The organism is Bombella apis (assembly GCF_018221685.1).
Classification (GTDB): domain Bacteria; phylum Pseudomonadota; class Alphaproteobacteria; order Acetobacterales; family Acetobacteraceae; genus Bombella; species Bombella apis.
Genome location: NZ_JAGJTM010000004.1, coordinates 541,784 through 559,734, shown reverse-complemented (window position 1 = coordinate 559,734; position 17,951 = coordinate 541,784). Strand labels below are relative to the sequence as shown.

The 17,951-nt window shown below is 60.2% G+C and carries 16 protein-coding genes; 10 read left to right on the top strand and 6 right to left on the bottom strand.

Features of this window, described 5'->3' with window-relative positions:
• Positions 1-53 precede the first annotated feature (53 nt).
• From J8Z04_RS05685 to J8Z04_RS05675, 3 genes are all read left to right on the top strand, one after another.
• The gene (locus J8Z04_RS05685; RefSeq protein WP_043560690.1) at positions 54-659 is read left to right on the top strand and encodes a LabA-like NYN domain-containing protein; all 606 of its coding nucleotides are present in this window, start codon (positions 54-56) and stop codon (positions 657-659) included.
• Positions 660-799: 140 nt separating this feature from the next.
• Positions 800-1,675 carry an NAD(P)-dependent oxidoreductase gene (locus J8Z04_RS05680; RefSeq protein ID WP_192848038.1) on the top strand — a complete coding sequence of 292 codons (876 nt, stop codon included), beginning with the start codon at positions 800-802 and terminating at the stop codon, positions 1,673-1,675.
• Positions 1,676-1,841: 166 nt separating this feature from the next.
• On the top strand, positions 1,842-2,450 hold the full coding sequence (locus J8Z04_RS05675) for a superoxide dismutase (RefSeq protein WP_043560695.1): 609 nt from the start codon (positions 1,842-1,844) through the stop codon (positions 2,448-2,450).
• Between the two features lie 105 nt (positions 2,451-2,555).
• Here J8Z04_RS05675 and yajC read toward each other — a convergent pair whose 3' ends face one another.
• Positions 2,556-2,912, bottom strand: a complete 357-nt coding sequence (yajC, locus tag J8Z04_RS05670; protein ID WP_043561439.1) for a preprotein translocase subunit YajC — start codon at positions 2,910-2,912, stop codon at positions 2,556-2,558.
• 85 nt (positions 2,913-2,997) lie between these two features.
• Between yajC and J8Z04_RS05665 the strand changes: the two genes are divergently transcribed.
• Positions 2,998-3,873 (top strand): ATP-binding protein, encoded by an 876-nt coding sequence (locus tag J8Z04_RS05665; protein WP_192848037.1) that lies wholly within the window; start codon positions 2,998-3,000, stop codon positions 3,871-3,873.
• Between the two features lie 56 nt (positions 3,874-3,929).
• Here the strand turns inward: J8Z04_RS05665 and J8Z04_RS05660 are convergent, their stop codons facing one another.
• On the bottom strand, positions 3,930-6,467 hold the full coding sequence (locus J8Z04_RS05660; RefSeq protein WP_332067141.1) for a TonB-dependent receptor: 2,538 nt from the start codon (positions 6,465-6,467) through the stop codon (positions 3,930-3,932).
• A 218-nt stretch (positions 6,468-6,685) separates the two neighbouring features.
• Between J8Z04_RS05660 and mutT the strand changes: the two genes are divergently transcribed.
• A complete protein-coding gene (gene mutT / locus J8Z04_RS05655; protein ID WP_043560701.1) occupies positions 6,686-7,105 on the top strand; it encodes an 8-oxo-dGTP diphosphatase MutT in 420 nt (139 codons plus the stop codon).
• 63 nt (positions 7,106-7,168) lie between these two features.
• Here the strand turns inward: mutT and J8Z04_RS05650 are convergent, their stop codons facing one another.
• Complete coding sequence (locus J8Z04_RS05650) at positions 7,169-8,062, bottom strand: SMP-30/gluconolactonase/LRE family protein (RefSeq protein ID WP_248460457.1); 894 nt, start codon at positions 8,060-8,062, stop codon at positions 7,169-7,171.
• Between the two features lie 138 nt (positions 8,063-8,200).
• Here J8Z04_RS05650 and J8Z04_RS05645 point away from each other — a divergent pair, with 138 nt between their 5' ends.
• Positions 8,201-8,962, top strand: coding sequence for a competence/damage-inducible protein A (locus J8Z04_RS05645; protein ID WP_192848035.1), 762 nt, complete (start codon positions 8,201-8,203; stop codon positions 8,960-8,962).
• Positions 8,963-9,022: 60 nt separating this feature from the next.
• Here J8Z04_RS05645 and J8Z04_RS05640 read toward each other — a convergent pair whose 3' ends face one another.
• The 3 genes from J8Z04_RS05640 to J8Z04_RS05630 all read right to left on the bottom strand — a co-directional run bounded on the left by J8Z04_RS05640 (position 9,023) and on the right by J8Z04_RS05630 (position 11,245).
• On the bottom strand, positions 9,023-9,991 hold the full coding sequence (locus J8Z04_RS05640) for an acetyl-CoA carboxylase carboxyltransferase subunit alpha (RefSeq protein ID WP_043560709.1): 969 nt from the start codon (positions 9,989-9,991) through the stop codon (positions 9,023-9,025).
• Positions 9,992-10,072: 81 nt separating this feature from the next.
• Complete coding sequence (locus J8Z04_RS05635) at positions 10,073-11,026, bottom strand: tyrosine recombinase (RefSeq protein ID WP_192848034.1); 954 nt, start codon at positions 11,024-11,026, stop codon at positions 10,073-10,075.
• Between the two features lie 12 nt (positions 11,027-11,038).
• Entirely contained in the window at positions 11,039-11,245 is a 207-nt protein-coding gene (locus tag J8Z04_RS05630; RefSeq protein ID WP_043560710.1) for a hypothetical protein, read from the bottom strand.
• Positions 11,246-11,396: 151 nt separating this feature from the next.
• Here J8Z04_RS05630 and aroB point away from each other — a divergent pair, with 151 nt between their 5' ends.
• From aroB to alaS, 4 genes are all read left to right on the top strand, one after another.
• Positions 11,397-13,073 carry a 3-dehydroquinate synthase gene (aroB, locus tag J8Z04_RS05625; protein WP_192848033.1) on the top strand — a complete coding sequence of 559 codons (1,677 nt, stop codon included), beginning with the start codon at positions 11,397-11,399 and terminating at the stop codon, positions 13,071-13,073.
• Between the two features lie 211 nt (positions 13,074-13,284).
• The gene (locus J8Z04_RS05620; RefSeq protein ID WP_192848032.1) at positions 13,285-14,442 is read left to right on the top strand and encodes an OmpA family protein; all 1,158 of its coding nucleotides are present in this window, start codon (positions 13,285-13,287) and stop codon (positions 14,440-14,442) included.
• A gap of 215 nt (positions 14,443-14,657) precedes the next feature.
• The gene (locus tag J8Z04_RS05615) at positions 14,658-15,074 is read left to right on the top strand and encodes a GtrA family protein (RefSeq protein WP_166651622.1); all 417 of its coding nucleotides are present in this window, start codon (positions 14,658-14,660) and stop codon (positions 15,072-15,074) included.
• A gap of 143 nt (positions 15,075-15,217) precedes the next feature.
• Positions 15,218-17,857, top strand: a complete 2,640-nt coding sequence (gene alaS / locus J8Z04_RS05610) for an alanine--tRNA ligase (protein ID WP_192848031.1) — start codon at positions 15,218-15,220, stop codon at positions 17,855-17,857.
• The last annotated feature ends 94 nt before the right edge of the window (positions 17,858-17,951 follow it).

Below are 17,951 nucleotides of genomic sequence, written 5' to 3'. Positions count from 1 at the left end.
CTTGATCAACACTCCCCGCACCCAAGACTAACCCAAGACCATATGTGAGCCATATGTCCAACCTTCTCCTACGCAAAAACGATCGCACATCACTTTTCATCAACGGGGCCAGCCTGCACCACGCCGCACGCAACCTGGGGTTCGAGGTCGATTTCCTCGCCCTGCGGGACCTTTTCGAACAGCAGTGTTCCTTCCAGCGGGCCTTCTATTATGCGGCCATGCCGGAGACGGAAGATTACTCCCCCCTCCGCCCGTTGACAGACTGGCTGGCCTATAACGGCTATCATCTGGTCACCAAGACGGCACGGGAATTCACCAACCAGTCCGGCCAACGCCGCGTAAAGGGCAACATGAATGTCGAGCTGGCCGTGGACCTGATCGAACAGGCCCCCCGGCTGGACCATATCGTGATCGTCAGCGGGGATTCCGACCTGCGCCGTGCCGTGGAGGCCGTGCAGTCCCGTGGCGTGCGGGTCACGGTCATTTCCTCCGTCAAGACGACACCACCGATGATTGGTGACGACCTGCGCCGCCAGACAGACCACTTCGTGGAACTGGCTGACATTGCTCACCACTTCACCCGCCGCAATGCGGACAACCGGTCCCGTCCCCCCATCCGCCACCCGGCCGATGCAGAAGATTACGACGACGAGGAATGATCCTTTTCCAACCCCGCTCCGGCGGGGTTTTTTCATGGCGGCTTTCCATCACGCTTCCGCCATCCCTCTTTAATCCTTACCCGCCCCGGTCCATCTCCCCCGTAAAGACTGACTCAACAAACCCTGAAAGGAACCCGCCCATGTCCATCAAGACCATCGGTTTCATCGGTTATGGTGCCATGGCGTCCCTCATGGGGCGCAATCTGGTCCGGGCCGGATACGATGTCGTCGCTCACACGCCATCAGGCCGGAGCAATGGCGCTGAGGCGGATGTCCCCATGCTGGCCTCTCCCTGCCTCGTGGCGGAAAGGAGCGACGCCATCATCATCTGTGTCCCGAATGACGAGGCGGAGAACACGGCCCTGCATGGCCCGGATGGCCTCCTGGCGGGACTGCGGAGCGGGCAGCTCGTGCTGGACACCTCCACCGTCTCACCGGAACAGGCCGACCACCTCGCAGCCCTGCTGGGTGAGCGCAATGTCGCCGTGCTGGACGCCCCCATGTCAGGCAGCACGCCGGAAGCCGAAAAAGGGGCCCTCATCATGCTGGTGGGAGGCCCGGAAGCAACCGTAACGCTCGCCCGCCCCATTCTGGACCACATCGGCCGCATCACCATCCATGCCGGTCCGGCCGGGAGCGCAGCCCGGCTGAAGCTCGTCGTCAACGGCATCATGGGGGGCACGCTGAACATCATTGCTGAAGGGATCGCCTATGGCCTGGCCGCTGGCGTGGAGCGCAGCGTCCTTTTCGATGCCCTTCAGGAACTGGCCGTCATCAGCCCCCATCACAAGCGCAAGATCGGCATGGGCAAGGCAGGGCATTTCCCCTCCCAGTTTCCAACCCGCCTGATGAGCAAGGACATGGGCCTGCTGATGGAGGCCGCCCGCCGCTGTGGCGTCCCGATGCACGGCATGGCGGCAGCCTCCCAGAATCTGGCCGCCTCCAATCGGAATCATGCTGATGACGATTACTCCGCCCTGATTGCCCGGATGGAACGGGAGGCTGCCAACCGCTGAAAGGTACCCAGCGGTCCTTCTTCCCACTATTGGGACTGTTTTACTCTTTTTTTAAGACACTCCGCCCCACACACCTTGACGTTGCCGCCCGGCAACCATAGCTAGAGGGGGTCATGAATTGGCAGGAGGGATGCCTCCTGCCCCTCATATGTCAAGGAAGATTCACATGGCTTTTGAACTCCCAAAACTCCCCTATGCCGAAAACGCCCTGGCCGATGCCGGCATGTGCCAGGAAACACTGGAGCTGCACCACGGCAAGCACCATCAGGCCTATGTCACAGCCCTGAACGGCTTCGTCGAGAGCAAGCCGGAACTGGCAGGCAAGGCCCTTGAAGAAATCATTGCCCTGTCTCACGCTGATTCCTCCCTGGCCCCGGTCTTCAACAATGCCGGCCAGCACTGGAACCACTGCATCTTCTGGAACTGCCTCTCCCCCAACGGCGGCCGCATCCCCGGTGCGCTGGAGAAGAAACTGACCGAGGATTTCGGCTCCGTTGATGCCTTCAAGGCCGCTTTCAAGCAGGCTGCCACGACACAGTTCGGGTCTGGCTGGGCATGGCTGGTTCTGGGCTCCGATGGCAAGCTCAAGGTCACCAAGACGGCCAATGCCGCCAATCCGCTCTCCGAGGATGAGGGGCGTACGCTGCTGGGGCTGGATGTGTGGGAGCACTCCTACTATCTGGACTTCCGCAACCGTCGTCCGGACTACGTCACCAACTTCCTCGACCGTCTCGCCAACTACGAGTACGCCGAGAGCTGCCTGAAGGGTGCCTGATCGTCCGGCCCACCCGACATGAGAAAGGCCCTGCCACGGTTCATCGTGGCAGGGCCTTTTCTTTATGGTGCCAGCTGGGCATGAAACCCGCTGAGGAACGTTCCCTTACGCCTCGTTGGCAGGCTTGCCCTCACGCCGCAGGATGGTCGTGATCGTACTGCGGATGACCTTCACCTTCACGCCCTGTGCGATTTCCACATCCACTTCCTGCGAATCATCACGGGTGTTCTGTACCGTCCCCACGATGCCACCTGCCGTGACAATCCGGTCACCACGACGCAGGCTGTTCTGCTCCTCCCGCAGTTCACGCTGGCGCTTCTGCTGTGGGCGGATCAGGAAGAAATAGAAGACCACAAAGATCAGCACGAAAGGTGCATACTGCACAAGCGCTGCCGAACTGAAGGCGCCGCCATTGGTACCGGCATCAGCGGCATAAGCCGTGGAAAAAAGAATATTGTGCATAGGTGGTGTTGGTTCCATCTTGATGAGATAATTGCGGACCATATCGTGCCAGACCGTCACGTCAAGCTCATTACACAGGAAGACCATGCCAGCAACCGCTCTTCTCCCTCTCCTGACCCGCATTGCCGAAAGTCTGGAACGCATGGCTCCTCCACCAGCAGACCCTGCCATGCTGGATGACCCCACGCAGGACAGCTTCATCTGGCAGGGCGGGAGCGGCCATCTGCTGCCCATCCCCCACATGCAGGCCGTCCCGCTGAAGCTGCTGAAGGGCATCGACCGGCAGATCAGGCAGGTCATGGGCAACACACGCTTCTTTGCCCACGGACTGGCAGCCAACAACGTGATGCTCTGGGGTGCCAGAGGCATGGGCAAGTCCTCGCTCGTCAAGGCCTGTCTTCTGGCCGTCAATGAGGAACAGCGCAGGAACGGCCAGCCCCCGCTGGCACTGATCGAGATTCCACGGGATGACCTCGCCACCCTGCCGCAGCTGCTGGCCCTGCTGCGCCGCACCTCCCGCCGGGTCATCCTGTTCTGTGACGATCTCTCCTTCGAGACTCAGGATGCGGATTACAAGTCCCTGAAATCGGTCCTGGATGGAGGCATCGCCGGACGGCCTGACAATGTGCTGGTCTATGCCACCTCCAACCGCCGTCACCTCATGCCGCAGAACATGATCGAGAATGAAGCGGGGGATGCCATCAACCCGGGCGAGGCCATCGAGGAAAAGGTGTCCCTCTCCGACCGGTTCGGCCTGTGGATCGGCCTCTATGGTGCTTCCCAGCCCCATTATCTCAGCATCATCGATGCCTATGCGGAGGAGAGGCAGCTCCCCATCGCCCGGGAGGAGCTGCACCGGCGTGCCCTGCAATGGGCCATGCAGCGGGGCAGCCGCTCCGGCCGGGTCGCCTCGCAGTTCATCACCGCCCTGAGTGCCGAACTGGCCGAAGAAGCCCGCTGAACAGCAGAACGGCCCGCCTGAAACCAGAGCGGGCCGTTCTTCATGCTGCGGACCAGTCAGAAGGCTGCACTGATCGTTCCGAAATATTCCCGTGTCGCCCCGCGCTCCAGGGACTGGTAATCCCCCACGGGCGGGTTGTTGTTCTCACCCATCATGGCGATGTATCTGTTGTTGAACAGGTTGTAGACGTTGAAGCTGACCGTCAGGTCCCGCACGCCTGCCAGTTTCCTGAACGTATAAGTCACCCCCGTATTGGCCAGCCAGTAGCTGCCGATTGAGGTGTCGTTCATGAAGCTGTAATACCGCCTGCCAAAATAGTTGGCATCAAAATGTGCATTCAGCCCACGCCATGTATAGGCGATGGAAGCCTTGTACATCCATGCCGGGTAATTGACGATATTCTTGCCCTTCAGCGGATAATAGTTCCCGGCACTGGAGGTCACGTCCCGGTCATAGGTGCCCTTGTTGTAGCTGAGCGTGTTGGTAATGATCAGCCCCGGCAGGGGACGGACGGACACGCTGCCATTGGCTCCCGTCATGGAAATGCGCCCGAAATCGAATTCTTCAGAAATCGGATTGAACATCGTTCCCCGTGCCCCAGCCAGAAGCTCGTGCATCAGGGTGGAGTGATAGACGGTCGCATCCAGCTGCACGATGGAAGACGTGAAACGATACCCCCCCATGTAGGTCCAGGCCCGGGCCGGTTTGGTCTGCGCCTTCTGCCGCAGAAACTCCTGCTGGTTGGGCACGGAGAAGAGCGAGTTTGCCACACCCGTGCCGGAGACCTCATAGGCCCGCATGTTCTTGGAGACGTCGATGTAGAACTCGTTCTGCCGGTTCAGACGCCAGTCCAGATTGAAATGGGGCAGGAAAGCTCCCGTGGCATGAAGGGAGCCGGAGGGCAGGCCACCGGCATCCAGAGCCGCCCATGAGTCGTCATTCTCATGCCCGCCACCGGATGTCTGGGAGATCAGGGAGCGGAAACCCGCTGTCAGCGTCAATCCCTTGAGGATGGTGTAGGTGTCCTGAAGGTGGGTCTGCACCACATTGGTACGCCATCTGAAATTATAGACCCGGTCGGCCGGCCCATACACATTGTAAGGCCCGACCGCCTTGACGGGCGCACCCGCCCCCAGCTCCGGCTCCAGATAATTGTAAAGCCCGGCGGTCTGGTTGTTGTTCTCGTACCAGACACCCGTATTGATCCTGTGATGCCTCCAGCGATAGTCCAGACTGCTGTTGATGCCGAAACGCTGCTGGCTGTTCTTCCAGACTTCCTGATAGAGCGGCACGCCATTCGGCGTGGCGACCTGCAGGTCCGGGTCCTCCGAAGCGGCGGATGCGGCAGCCGTGTAGCTGTAATTGCCGGACTGGGCATGACCATAGGCCGTGGTATGCCATGTCAGATGGTCCGTCAGGGCAAGATCAAGATTCAGGCCACCCAGAAAATTGGTCTCATGCTGCCCACCGTCATAATAGGGCATCTGACAGGCATTCACCTGCCCGTTGGACCCCGGATAGGCCATGAAATTGTTCGGGCTGTTATTGCACTGCTGCGCCCACTGATAGGCCTTGCCATAATCCGGGTAGAGATGCGGGACACGCCAGCCCAGATTGTTGATCATCCCCAGTGAGAGGTCCGGATAGTTCTGCTGCTGAAGGTCCGTCCAGTCGAAGAAGGCCGAAACCCTGCTGCGCTCGCCAAGCGGCTGCACCAGCTTGGCATTGACCTGCTGAAGGAACTGGTCCCCCTTCTCCTCCCACATGCCTTCATCCGTACGGGCGTAGGAGGTGTAGAATTTCGTGCCGGAGTCATTCAGACGGCCGGAATCAAACCGGGCATAGGTGCGGTAAGACCCGTAACTGCCAAAAGCCTGGCTGACCTTGCCCCCCAGCCTGTCGGACGGATCGCTGGAGGTGAAACGGATGGTCCCGCCCAGCGTGTTGGTGGATGGCACATCCACGCCACCCCCACCCTGCGACATCGTCATGCTGCCGATATCATCAGGAATGATGGCCGAGGCAAGGCTCAGACCATTGACGGACTGATAGGTCTGGTCATTCAGGGGAATGCCATCCAGCGTCACGCCCAGCTGGTTCATGAAAAAGCCACGGACGTACAGATTCGCCCCGAAACTGTCGATTCCGAACGGGTCCGTGGAGGTGAAGCTCACGCCCGGCATACGGTCCAGTGCCTTGTAGGGGCTGGTCCCGGGCACATATTCCTTCATCACGCTTTTCGGTACGACCAGCTCCGCCGCCCGGCTGACGTGCGAGGCGTGGACGGACAGGCTCTGCACCCCATGAGCAGACACATATTTCGGCCTGTGATGGCTGGCCGCCTTCACACGCCCTGCACCAGTCCCTGCCGCTGCTGCCTGGTTTCCACCCTTGCCTGTCATATCCCGGCGACTGCCATGCCGGTGCCCCGTCAGGGTGTGCCCACCATGCTGTGCGGCAGAAACACCTGCCGTTTTACCAGCGGAACTCACCGGAGTTGATGAACGGGTCTGGGCAAAGGCAGTTCCACTCCCCATTCCCAGAAAAATGGCAGCAGAGGACAGAAGAAGATGGCGGCGCAATGCGTCTGGCACTCCCAACAATATTGGCACACAATAAAAAGCCCATGTCAGGGTTGTCTCCCTGTCAGGGCAGCTATCAACTCATGTTATGGTGGACTTCCTACAGAGCAGCAGCCTCTGCCGCAAAGGTTATGACGTTTTTTTAACGTTTCCTCTTTCCCCTGTGACATAAAAGGCGCATTTTCAACTGGCATCCCATACAACAGGACATTCTGGATACGGAGCCTCTGATGACCTCACCTTTCCGTCCCCACACTCTGCTTGTCGTGGCAGCCATCCTCATCCAGCCGGATGGCTCTGTCCTGCTGGCACAGCGGCCGGAGGGAAAAACATTTGCCGGACTGTGGGAATTTCCCGGTGGAAAGGTGGAAGTACCCGAATCCCCGGAAACCGCCCTGGCACGGGAGCTCCATGAAGAGCTGGGCATTACCGTTCAACCCGACCGCCTGGAACCCTTCACGTTTGTCAGTGAAGACTGTGCTACCTTCCACCTGCTCATGACGCTCTATCTTGTCCGGGAGTGGGAGAATGACCCTGTCGGGCGGGAAGGCCAGACACTGGCATGGGTGCCTGCCTCAAGGTTGGATGAATACCCCATGCCCAAGGCCGATGCCCCTCTTGTTCCCCGTATTCAGGCCCTGCTGGGCTGACATGGACGAAAAGGGCCCTCGAAAGCCCCTTTCCCGGCAGGTCTACCCTCAACAGACGAAGGATCAGATACCTTCCAGCACGAAACTGTGCTGCGGATTGCCCGGAACGTCCGTCCGGAACGCAAAAATGCCACCAGCCTGCGGCTGGGCTGCCAGCTCCTCGGGGTCCAACCCCTTACAGGCTGTCGTCACGAACACGGTCCTGTAATCATCCCCACCAAACGCCACCTTCGTGACATTGGCTACCGGCAGGGCAATCGGGTCCATCATGGTGCCATCCGGGCGGAAGCGGGTGATCTGTCCCCCTGCCCATGTCCCGCACCAGAGATTGCCCTCGCTGTCCGTCACAACCCCATCTGGATACCCTTTGGTGAAAGTGGCAAAAATGCGCTTGCCTGTCAGGCGGCCATCTGCTGCGACATCAAAGGCGTAGATACGCTGCCGGGGACTGTCGCAGGCATAAAGCACCCGACCACAAGGTGACAGAGCCGGACCGTTGGAAACGGTATAACCACTATCCCAATGTGAGATATCCAGCTGGCCGTTCCTGTGGTCAACCCGGTAGAGAGACCCGCTCTCCCGACTTTCCCCGTCATCCATCGTACCAAACCAGATGCGCCCCCGCTGGTCGACACAGCCATCATTCAGCCGGTTCCCCTCATCGTCCGGCTCGATGACGCAGGCCCGCTCGAAATAGCCTTTTTTCACATCAAACCGATGCAGACCATCCGGCAGACCGGCCAGAAATGTCCCGTCACTGACAGGCAGAAGAAAACCCGTACGATTGGGAGCATCCCAGCCTGACAGGGAGCCATCCGTCAGGCTGTACCGATGAATGCGGTGGCTCACAATATCGACAAAATAGAAAGAATTTTCTGCCTTGATCCAGACCGGCCCCTCCCCCAGCACTGCTCGAAACTCTGACAGGCACACGGGCTTATGGTGTTCCAGCTTCACAGGCATCTCTCCCTTTCTAAAAGGCCATACCCTCCCATATAATGAAGAAGGTTCAATTTCCACACCCCCGGATGCCACGCCCGAGGGCCCCAAGCCCGCAGAAAAACAATGCGGCCAGCACCAAGGTATTACAGGCTCATGGCTCCCCGTACTGCATGTTTTCTTGTCATCGGCAATGAAATCCTTTCAGGCCGCACGCAGGACGCCAACATCCGTGTCCTGGCCCAGGCCCTGAATGGCCGAGGCATCCGGCTTCTTGAAGTCCGGGTCATTCCCGACATCCCGGAACACATCATAACCACCATCAATGACTGCCGGGCCCGATTCGATCTTCTCTTCACCAGCGGCGGCATCGGCCCCACCCATGACGACATTACCGCTGCATGTGTGGCCGAGGCCCTTGGGGTCCCCCTGACATGCCATGAAGAGAGCTTCCACCAGCTGGAAGCCCTCTTCCCGGCGGGAGAATTCAACAAGGCCAGACAGCGCATGGCATGGCTGCCCAAAGGCGCAACGCCCATAGAAAACAGAGTGTCCACAGCACCCGGGTTCTCGTTGGGCAATGTCCATGTCATGGCCGGAGTCCCCCGCATCTTTCAAGCCATGGTGGGCTGGCTCATGCCACGTCTTGAGGGCGGAGCTCCACTGACCAGTGCCAGCTGGTACAGTTACAATGTCTATGAAGGCGATCTTGCCGAGGCACTCACGGCCATCCAGCATGACTTCCCTACACTGGATATCGGCTCCTACCCGTTTGACGAAGGACAGAAACGGGGTGTGGCCCTTGTTGCAAAAGGCTATGACGCTGAGGCTGTCACCTTGGCTGGGGCGGCCCTGCGCACCCTTCTTGCCAGCCTGGGCTTCACCCCCCTGGAGGGAGATCCTCCACGAGGAGCCTGAAAAAAAAGCCGCCTAAAAAGGCGGCTTTCCCAAAAACTCCATATCAGTCAGGCGGAACGGTCAGCCTACCCGTGTCATTTCCAGATAACGCTCCCGACGCCGGGCCAGCAGCTCTTCCTTTGAGAGCCCCTGGACGGAGGCCAGTTCTGCAGCAATGGCCTCACCCACGCGATTGATGGCTTCAGCAGGAAGACGCTGGGCGCCCCCCACCGGCTCATCAATCACATGATCGATCAGGCCAAGTTTTTTCAGATCCTGCGCCGTCAGACGAAGCGCTTCGGCAGCGGCTGGCGCCATCTTGGGGTCACGCCAGAGAATGGAAGCGGCCGCCTCGGGAGAGATGACAGAATAAATGGCATGTTCCAGCATCAGAACACGATCGCCTGCGGCAATGGCAATGGCACCACCAGACCCGCCCTCGCCGATCACCGTAGCGATCAGCGGAACCTTGACCTGAAGGCAGGTATCAATCGCCCGGGCAATCGCCTCTGCCTGCCCGCGGGCCTCGGCATCAATCCCCGGCCACGCACCGGCCGTATCCACGAATGTCAGAATCGGCAGGCCAAAACGCTCTGCCATGCGCATCAGACGCTGGGCCTTGCGATACCCTTCCGGTCGGGCCATGCCAAAATTGTGACGGAGACGACTCTCCGTATCAGAACCACGCTCGGTCCCGATGACCACGACCGGCTGCCCACGGAAACGGGCCAGCCCCCCTACAAGAGCCTGATCATCCCCAAAAACACGGTCCCCGGCGAGCGGGGTATAATCCGTCATCAGCGACTGGATGTAATCCAGCGCATGAGGCCGCTGTGCGTGACGGGCCACCTGCACTTTCTGGAGAGGGGTCAGCTTGCTGTAGAGCGTGCGGAGCTGCTTGTCCGCTTTCTCCGCAAGGCGGGCTGTCTCCTCATCAATGTTCAGACCATCCAGACCAGCGCCATCCTCCTGGCGACCAACCTGACGAAGTTCACCGATCTTGGTCTCAAGCTCGGCAACCGATTTTTCGAAATCTAGGAACTGGCGCATGTTCTGCCCGATAGCACGCAAACAGGACGCAAGACAGCCCTAAATTGACACGAAGCAGGAAAACTCTGCCGGAGCCGGCTATCACCCCCGCTTTCCCGCCTCCCCGCTCTGCCTGTCCTGCCCCAGGGGATGATGCTGGCGGACAACTTCTTTCAGCCGCTCCGTCATGACCTGCGTGTAAATCTGGGTCGTCGTGATATCGGCATGTCCCAGCAGCACCTGAAGCGCCCGCAGGTCCGCCCCCCTGTTGAGCAGGTGGGTCGCAAAGGAATGACGCAGCACGTGTGGGCTGACACGCAGGGGGTCCAGCCCGGCCTTGAGCGCACAGGCATGAAGTATCTTGTCGAATCCCTGCCTTGTCAGTGGCTTCCGGGGATTGCGCCCCGGGAACAGCCACGGGCTGTCCAGCACGGCATCATAGGCCAGCAGCGCCTCTGCCGCTTCCCTGGCTGCGCTGGAGAAAGGCACGAGCCTTTCCCGCCCGCCCTTGCCCCGCACGGGCAGCATGCCGCCTCTCTGCCGGACACAGCCCGCTGGCAGGCTCAGAAGCTCGCTGATGCGCAGGCCTGTCGTGTACAGCATCTCCAGCGCCACACGGGAGAGAAGGTCCCGGCGCAGATCCGCATGGCCGCAGGTGCCCTTTTCCAGAAGTCGCCTGACCTCATCCTCACTCAATGGATGAGGCAGACCACTCTGATAGCGGGGAGATGCCTGCCCGGCGGTCATCTCGTCCGCCCGCACGCCCATCTGGAGCATGAAACGGGCAAACTGCCGAAAGCAGGAAAGACGGCGGGCCTGTGTCCGGGCGGAAATGCCACGGCGCCCCTGATCGGCAAAATAGGCCTGTACACTGCCCCGGGATACATCTGCCAACGACAGGGGCGCACACCAGCAGGCAAAATCTTCCAGATCAGCCCGATAGGCCGCTCTCGTCTGCTCTGCTGCTCCCCGTTCTGCCACGATGGCCTCAAGAAACGCCTCTATCAGGGCAGCAGATTCTGCAGGGCAGCGCCGGACCTCCCGCCCGTCCGTCATGAGGGCCGCTCCTCAATGCCCTCCAACAGGTGGAAGCTCCGGCAGGCCCGGGGCCGCCTTCTGGGCAGAGGTGGCAGGGGACACGGCCTGCGGTGTCAGGTCACGATGCACCATCACCGGTGCCGGGGGCTGCGTATCGTGAGCCGTCAGGACGTACCCACCCCCCACCAACACCACAAGAACCAGCAGGACCAGCACCAGACGGGCAACGGTTTTCATAAGACGGCTCCATGTCAAAGGATACGTCCCGTTTATAGAAGGATCATCCCGTTTTAAAAACCCTCTTCTCTTCCACCGGAGACACACCCTCCCAGAGACATGGGCGATGAGAGACCTACCCCACCTCTCTCACCCGTGATAGAGGGACAGCATGTCCCCTTCCTTGCACGCCCCGCAGCCAGCCAGACCACCGTTCCGCATCATTGTCCTTGTCGGCCTCATGGGGGCCGGAAAAACGACTCTGGGACGGATGCTGGCCCAGCATTATGGCATCCCCTTCATCGATACCGATGCCGAGATCGAAAAAGCCTCCCGCCAGAGCATCCCGGAAATCTTCGCCCACCATGGCGAAGCCCATTTCCGTGCCGGGGAACATCGGGTCATACGCCGCCTCCTGAAGAACGGCCCCTGCATTCTGGCCACCGGTGGTGGCGCCTGGATGCATCCGCAGACCCGTGCCCTCATCCACGAGGCAGCAGATGTCTGTGCTGTCTGGCTGCATGTCCCCATGGCTGTCCTGCTCAGACGCCTGCTCAACAACCGTGGAAGCCGCCCCCTCCTCGCCCAGGGCGACCCGGCGGCCACCCTGCGTCAGCTCGCCACCGTGCGGTATCCGCGCTATGCCGAGGCAGACATCATTATCGACTGTGGAGATGAAAGCGTGGAACAGGCCACCCGGACCATTACTGATACCCTTGCCAATACGAGTCTGCCCCATCATGTCCCGGTTGCTCTCGCCGGCCACAGTTATGAGGTTCTCATCGGCCGTGAGCTGCTGGCGCAGGCGGGCCTGCGGGTAAAGCCCCATCTGCCCAACGGCCACGCCATCATCCTGACCGACGAGACAGTTGCCACCCATCATCTGGCCACGCTGGAACGCAGTTTCCGTGAGGTCGGCATCCGCTTTCACACCATCATCGTGCCTCCGGGAGAGGGCAGCAAATCTCTCGCCCGTTTTGAAGCCGTCATGGAAGAAATGCTCGAACGGGGCATCGAGCGTGGCACCACCGTTATTGCCCTGGGTGGGGGGGTCATTGGTGACCTTGCCGGATTTGTGGCGGCTACGGCGCTGCGCGGGATTCCCTTCATCCAGATTCCCACAACATTGCTGGCACAGGTGGACAGTTCTGTCGGAGGTAAAACGGGAATCAATGCCCGGGCCGGAAAGAATCTCATCGGAGCCTTCTGGCAGCCCCGGCTCGTGCTGGCCGATACGGAAACGCTGGCCACTCTCCCCCGCCGCCAGCTCGTGGCGGGTTATGCAGAAATCGTCAAGGCAGGCCTCATCGCTGATGCCGAACTGTTTGCCTGGTGCGAAGCCAATGGTCAGGCCGTTCTGGAGGGAGAGCCCGGGAAGCTGGGTGAAGCTGTCCGCCGGGCCTGTGCCTTCAAGGCCGGAGTCGTACAGGACGATGAACGGGAGCAGGCAGGATCAGGCGGTCGGGCCCTGCTCAATCTGGGCCACACCTTCGCCCATGCCTTTGAAGCCGAGTTCCATTATGACGGCCGCCTCCTGCATGGGGAAGCCGTCTCCATCGGCCTGCACATGGCCCTGGCACTGTCCGTCAGGATGGGGCTTGCCCCCGAGGATGACCTGACACGGCTTGACACCCATCTCCACGCCCTGGGAATGCCCGCCGGTGCAGCAGACCTGCCCCACGGCCTCAGTACGGAAACCCTGCTGAACCACATGGGCCGGGACAAGAAGTTGCGCGACGGGAAGATCACCTTCGTTCTGCTCCGCGGAATCGGCATGGCTTTCACCTGCCGTGATGTCGCCATGGATGATGTCCGGGCCCTGCTTCTGGCTGAAGGTTTTGCCCCCTGATACCGCCACATTCCAGCCTTTATTCCGATAATGTGTTGTATTGGTCACAGTGTATCTTCCATCGCAAACGCAGGGCGGAAAACCTCTTAACTTCCTACCAGCTTTCCATTACATCTCAGTTATCGGCCGCGCTGGCTCCATACGGTGATCGTTCCGACGCCCGCCAACCGTAATGGCCGTAAGTATACAGAATTAAGGACTGAGGAAGTAAATGCGTATTCGTAATGCACTTCTCGCCATGACCTCAATGGTGGCCCTGCCGTCATTTGCCATGGCCAGCACGATCACCGGCCCGTATGTCGACATGGCAGGCGGTTACAACCTGGTTCAGCACCAGCAGTTCCGTCAGGGTAACCCTGGCACCTCCCACGGTCGTGGCATCGGTGGCAACGCCCACTCCGGCACCGGCTTCAACGGCTACCTCTCCACTGGTTACGGCTTCGGTAACGGTCTGCGCCTCGAAATTGAGGGCACCTACAACCAGACCCACATCACCCGTCTGGGTGGCGCCTTTGCCGCTGGTGGCAACCGCAAGGCCCACGGCAAGAGCGAAGGCTGGGGCGGGTTCGCCAACGTGCTGTATGACATCGATCTCGGCATGTTCGGCCTGAACGATGTTCCGGTTACACCGTTCGTCGGTATCGGTGCCGGTTACATGTGGCAGCGTTACCGCAAGGTCTACAACCGCAGCACCGGTCGTCCTGACCCGAACTTCAACAACACCCAGGGTGGTTTCGCTGCTCAGTTCATCGCTGGTGCCGCTTACGACATCCCGGGCGTTCCGGGCCTGGCTCTGACCACGCAGTATCGCTTCATGGGCCAGACGGGTTCCATGAGCGGCGTGACCAGCGGCCGTCAGTACCTGCACAACAACAACGAGAACCATGGCAAGGGTGACCGCGTAAGCTTCAACACGCGCTACACGCACCAGTTCATGCTCGGCCTGCGTTATGCCTTCAACAATGCTCCGCCGCCGCCGCCGCCGGCTCCGCATGTTGTCGTTCCGCCGCCGACTCAGGCTGCCCGTACTTACCTCGTCTTCTTTGACTGGGATAAGTCCAACCTGACCGGCCGCGCCCGCGACATCGTTGCCCAGGCTGCCCAGGCTTCCACACACGTGCAGACGACGCGCATCGAAGTTAACGGTTACACCGACAACTCCGCTGCTCATCCGGGTCCGCGCGGTGAGAAGTACAACATGGGTCTGTCCCTCCGTCGTGCAAACAGCGTCAAGGCTGAGCTGATCCGTCTGGGCGTTCCGGCTACGGCCATTGACATCCACGGTTACGGCGATGCCAACCCGCTGGTGGCAACTGCCAAGAACACGCGTGAGCCGCAGAACCGTCGCGTTGAGATCATCCTGAAGTAATCTTCAGAGCTGATTTTCAGCCCGGGCCTTACGGTTACGGAAAAAGGGTGCCTTCGGGCACCCTTTTTTTATGGCCCGTTCCTCCTGTGCAACCTTTCACAAGAAAAGATTTACCTCTCCCCTGTGAAGCTGTGTTAGGGTCCCCTCCGCCTCTGCAACAATCCTTATGGTTTTCCAGCTGAAAAATGCTTGAACAGTTCATTCCCAGAAGCCTGATGAAGTTCCTTCCTCTCATGCAGCGCTTCTTCTATTTCGGCGTTGTGGGAGCTGTCGGCTTTCTCGTGGACTGGGCAAGCCTCTCCCTTTTCCGCCATGTTGTCGGGCTCCGTGCTGCCGCCCTGCTCGCTTATGTCATTGCCTCAAGCAACAACTGGATTCTGAACCGTTACTGGACATTCCGGGACTGTTGCCGCAAACGCCACAAGGTGCATCATCAATGGGGGCGCTTTGTACTGGCCAATCTTCCCGGTTTCATCATCAACCGTGGGATCGTGCTGGCCCTCTTCAGCCTTTGGCCGCTGACACGGCATTACACCGTCATTGCTCTGCTCTGCGGGACAGCAGGCGGCATGTTCATCAATTTTGCCCTCTGCCATCACTTCGTCTTTCACAAGAAGACCCCCCAGTCATAAAGCCCCATTCCCCGGCTGGTGGTCTTCTTTTCCTGCACGCTTCCCTGCATCTCCTCCATCGGACCTCCATTTCCAAAAGCCAGAAAATCGGCTAGAAAACAGGAACCATCCTTTCTTTCTCCGGAACCCGGACCTACAGACTCATGATCAGTACCAACGATATCCGCGCACAATTCCTTCAGTATTTTGAATCCCACGGGCACCGCATCCTTCCGTCTGCCTCTCTGGTTCCGCAGAATGATCCGTCCCTGCTCTTCACCAATGCGGGGATGGTGCCTTTCAAGAACGTTTTTACCGGGCAGGAGACCCTGCCTTTCAAGCGGGCCACAACAGCCCAGAAGGTCGTCCGTGCCGGTGGCAAACATAATGATCTGGACAACGTCGGTTACACGGCACGTCATCACACATTCTTTGAAATGATGGGGAATTTCAGCTTTGGAGATTACTTCAAGGCTGAGGTCATCGAATTTGCCTGGACGCTGCTGACCAAAGGCTTCGGCATCCCGGCCGAGAAGCTGCTCGTCACCGTCTATGCGGACGATCATGAGGCCGCTTCCCTATGGAAGAAGATCGCTGGCCTCTCGGATGACAAGATCATCCCCATCGCCACGTCCGACAATTTCTGGCGTATGGGCGATACCGGCCCCTGCGGTCCGTCCTCCGAAATCTTCTACGATCATGGCCCGTCCGTGGCCGGTGGCCCTCCAGGCAGCCCTGATGAAGACGGCGACCGGTTCGTCGAGATATGGAACCTCGTCTTCATGCAGTTCTTTGAAGAAGGCGAAGGCAAGCGGACCAATCTTCCCCACCCTTCCATTGATACCGGCATGGGGCTGGAGCGTTTCGCCGCTGTCATGCAGGGCAAGAAGGACAATTACGACACGGACACGATCCGTGCCCTCATCGAGGCCTCTGCCGACCTGCTGAAACAGGATGCGGATGGCCGCTTCAAGACAAGCCATCGTGTGGTGGCCGACCATCTGCGGTCCACCGCCTTCCTCATCTCCGATGGTGTTCTGCCCTCCCGTGAGGGACGTGGCTATGTGCTGCGCCGCATCATGCGCCGTGCCATGCGTCACCTCCACCTGATGGGGGCGAAGGAGCCGGTCTTCTACCGTCTGCTGCCTGCCCTCATCCAGCAGATGGGCCATGCCTATCCTGAGCTGAACCAGCACAAGGCCCTCATCACCGAAACCATGAAGGGTGAGGAAGAACGCTTCTCCGCCCTTCTGGGCCGTGGCATGGCCCTGCTGGAAGACGAGATGGGCCGCCTCTCCAGCAACGGTCATCTGCCCGGTGACGTGGCCTTCAAGCTCTATGACACGTTCGGCTTCCCGCTGGACCTGACGCAGGACGTGCTACGTGAGCGTGGCCACAAGGTCGATGAGGCCGGTTTTGAAAGTGCCATGGCCGAGCAGCGCCAGCGTGCCCGTGCCGCCTGGGTTGGCTCCGGTGACAGTGCCGTGGAGACCGTCTGGTTCGATACCCGTGACCGCTTCGGCAGCACGGAGTTCCTCGGCTATGTGAGCGAGGCTGCCGATGCCCAGGTGCAGGCCGTCTTCCGTGGCAGCGATGAGCTTGCCGAAGCCAAAGCCGGTGACGAAGTCGCCATCCTGCTCAACCAGTCCCCCTTCTATGGAGAAAGCGGCGGACAGGTTGGCGATCATGGTACGCTGACAGCCCCGGGCCTGCGGATCGAAATCACTGACACGCAGAAGAAGAACGGCTCCCTGATCGTCCATTATGGCCGCATCGTGGAAGGCACGCTCAGGCCGGGCATGGATGTTCATGCCGAGATCGACCACGTGCGCCGCACCGCCGTGCGGGGGCATCACTCCGCAACCCATCTCCTGCATGAGGCCCTGCGCCGCCATATCGGTGAGCATGTCACCCAGAAGGGCAGCCTGAACACGCCGGACCGTCTGCGCTTCGACATCAGCCAGCCCCGCCCTCTGACGGAGGATGAGCTGAAAACCATCGAGGCCGAGGTGAATGCCCGCATCCGCCAGAACAGCCCGGTCGAAACCCGCCTGATGACGCAGGAACAGGCCATTGAAAGCGGCGCCATGGCCCTCTTCGGTGAGAAATATGGCGATGAAGTCCGTGTCGTCTTCATGGGCAATGAGGATGAGAAAAACCGTCAGGCCTATTCCATCGAACTCTGCGGCGGTACGCATGTGACCCGTCTGGGTGAGATCGGCCTGTTCCGCATCGTCTCCGAAAGTGGCGTCTCCTCCGGCGTCCGCCGTATCGAGGCTGTCTGCGGGGCTGCGGCCGAGCAGACCATCCGCACCAGTGAGGAACGGCTGGCCGAAATGGCTGCCCTCCTGAAGGTCACGCCTGCCGAGGCTCCGGCCCGTCTTGCCGCCCTGCTGGAAGAACGCAAGGCCCTCAATGCGCAGATTTCCTCCCTCCAGCACAAGCTGGCCACGGGGGAAGGGTCTGCCTCCAGCGAGACCGTCAATGGCGTCACTCTGGCGGCCCGCTTCCTTGAGGATGTCAGCCCCAAGGACCTCAAGGGGCTGGCTGATGGCCTGCTGAAGCAGATCTCCTCCGGCGTGGTGGCCCTGATCTCCGGCGCCAATGACCGGGGCAGCATCGTCATCGCCGTCAGCAAGGACCTTACGGACCGCTTCGATGCCGTGAAGCTGGCCCGGGAAGCCTCCGCCCTGATGGGCGGCAAAGGTGGCGGTGGCCGCCCTGACATGGCGCAGGCTGGTGGCTCCGAACCGGCTGCCGATGCCGTATTCGCCATGCTGCGCAAGACACTGGCCGAAGGCTGAGACCTGCGAGACCTCTTTTCTGACGAAAAGAACTACCCTGAAGAGAGCGTCAGGCCTGTTATGGAGGGCCTGACGCTTTTTTCTTGCAGATGAT

Excerpts from the sequence above, each read along its gene's own strand:
- J8Z04_RS05615 (WP_166651622.1), top strand. The coding sequence starts at position 14,658 with ATGAAGTTCCTTCCTCTCATGCAGCGCTTCTTCTATTTCGGCGTTGTG.
- J8Z04_RS05620 (WP_192848032.1), top strand. The coding sequence starts at position 13,285 with ATGCGTATTCGTAATGCACTTCTCGCCATGACCTCAATGGTGGCCCTG.
- J8Z04_RS05645 (WP_192848035.1), top strand. The coding sequence starts at position 8,201 with ATGGCTCCCCGTACTGCATGTTTTCTTGTCATCGGCAATGAAATCCTT.
- J8Z04_RS05685 (WP_043560690.1), top strand. The coding sequence starts at position 54 with ATGTCCAACCTTCTCCTACGCAAAAACGATCGCACATCACTTTTCATC.
- mutT (WP_043560701.1), top strand. The coding sequence starts at position 6,686 with ATGACCTCACCTTTCCGTCCCCACACTCTGCTTGTCGTGGCAGCCATC.
- J8Z04_RS05675 (WP_043560695.1), top strand. The coding sequence starts at position 1,842 with ATGGCTTTTGAACTCCCAAAACTCCCCTATGCCGAAAACGCCCTGGCC.
- J8Z04_RS05665 (WP_192848037.1), top strand. The coding sequence starts at position 2,998 with ATGCCAGCAACCGCTCTTCTCCCTCTCCTGACCCGCATTGCCGAAAGT.
- J8Z04_RS05635 (WP_192848034.1), bottom strand. The coding sequence starts at position 11,026 with ATGACGGACGGGCGGGAGGTCCGGCGCTGCCCTGCAGAATCTGCTGCC.
- alaS (WP_192848031.1), top strand. The coding sequence starts at position 15,218 with ATGATCAGTACCAACGATATCCGCGCACAATTCCTTCAGTATTTTGAA.
- yajC (WP_043561439.1), bottom strand. The coding sequence starts at position 2,912 with ATGCACAATATTCTTTTTTCCACGGCTTATGCCGCTGATGCCGGTACC.
- aroB (WP_192848033.1), top strand. The coding sequence starts at position 11,397 with ATGTCCCCTTCCTTGCACGCCCCGCAGCCAGCCAGACCACCGTTCCGC.
- J8Z04_RS05630 (WP_043560710.1), bottom strand. The coding sequence starts at position 11,245 with ATGAAAACCGTTGCCCGTCTGGTGCTGGTCCTGCTGGTTCTTGTGGTG.
- J8Z04_RS05680 (WP_192848038.1), top strand. The coding sequence starts at position 800 with ATGTCCATCAAGACCATCGGTTTCATCGGTTATGGTGCCATGGCGTCC.
- J8Z04_RS05640 (WP_043560709.1), bottom strand. The coding sequence starts at position 9,991 with ATGCGCCAGTTCCTAGATTTCGAAAAATCGGTTGCCGAGCTTGAGACC.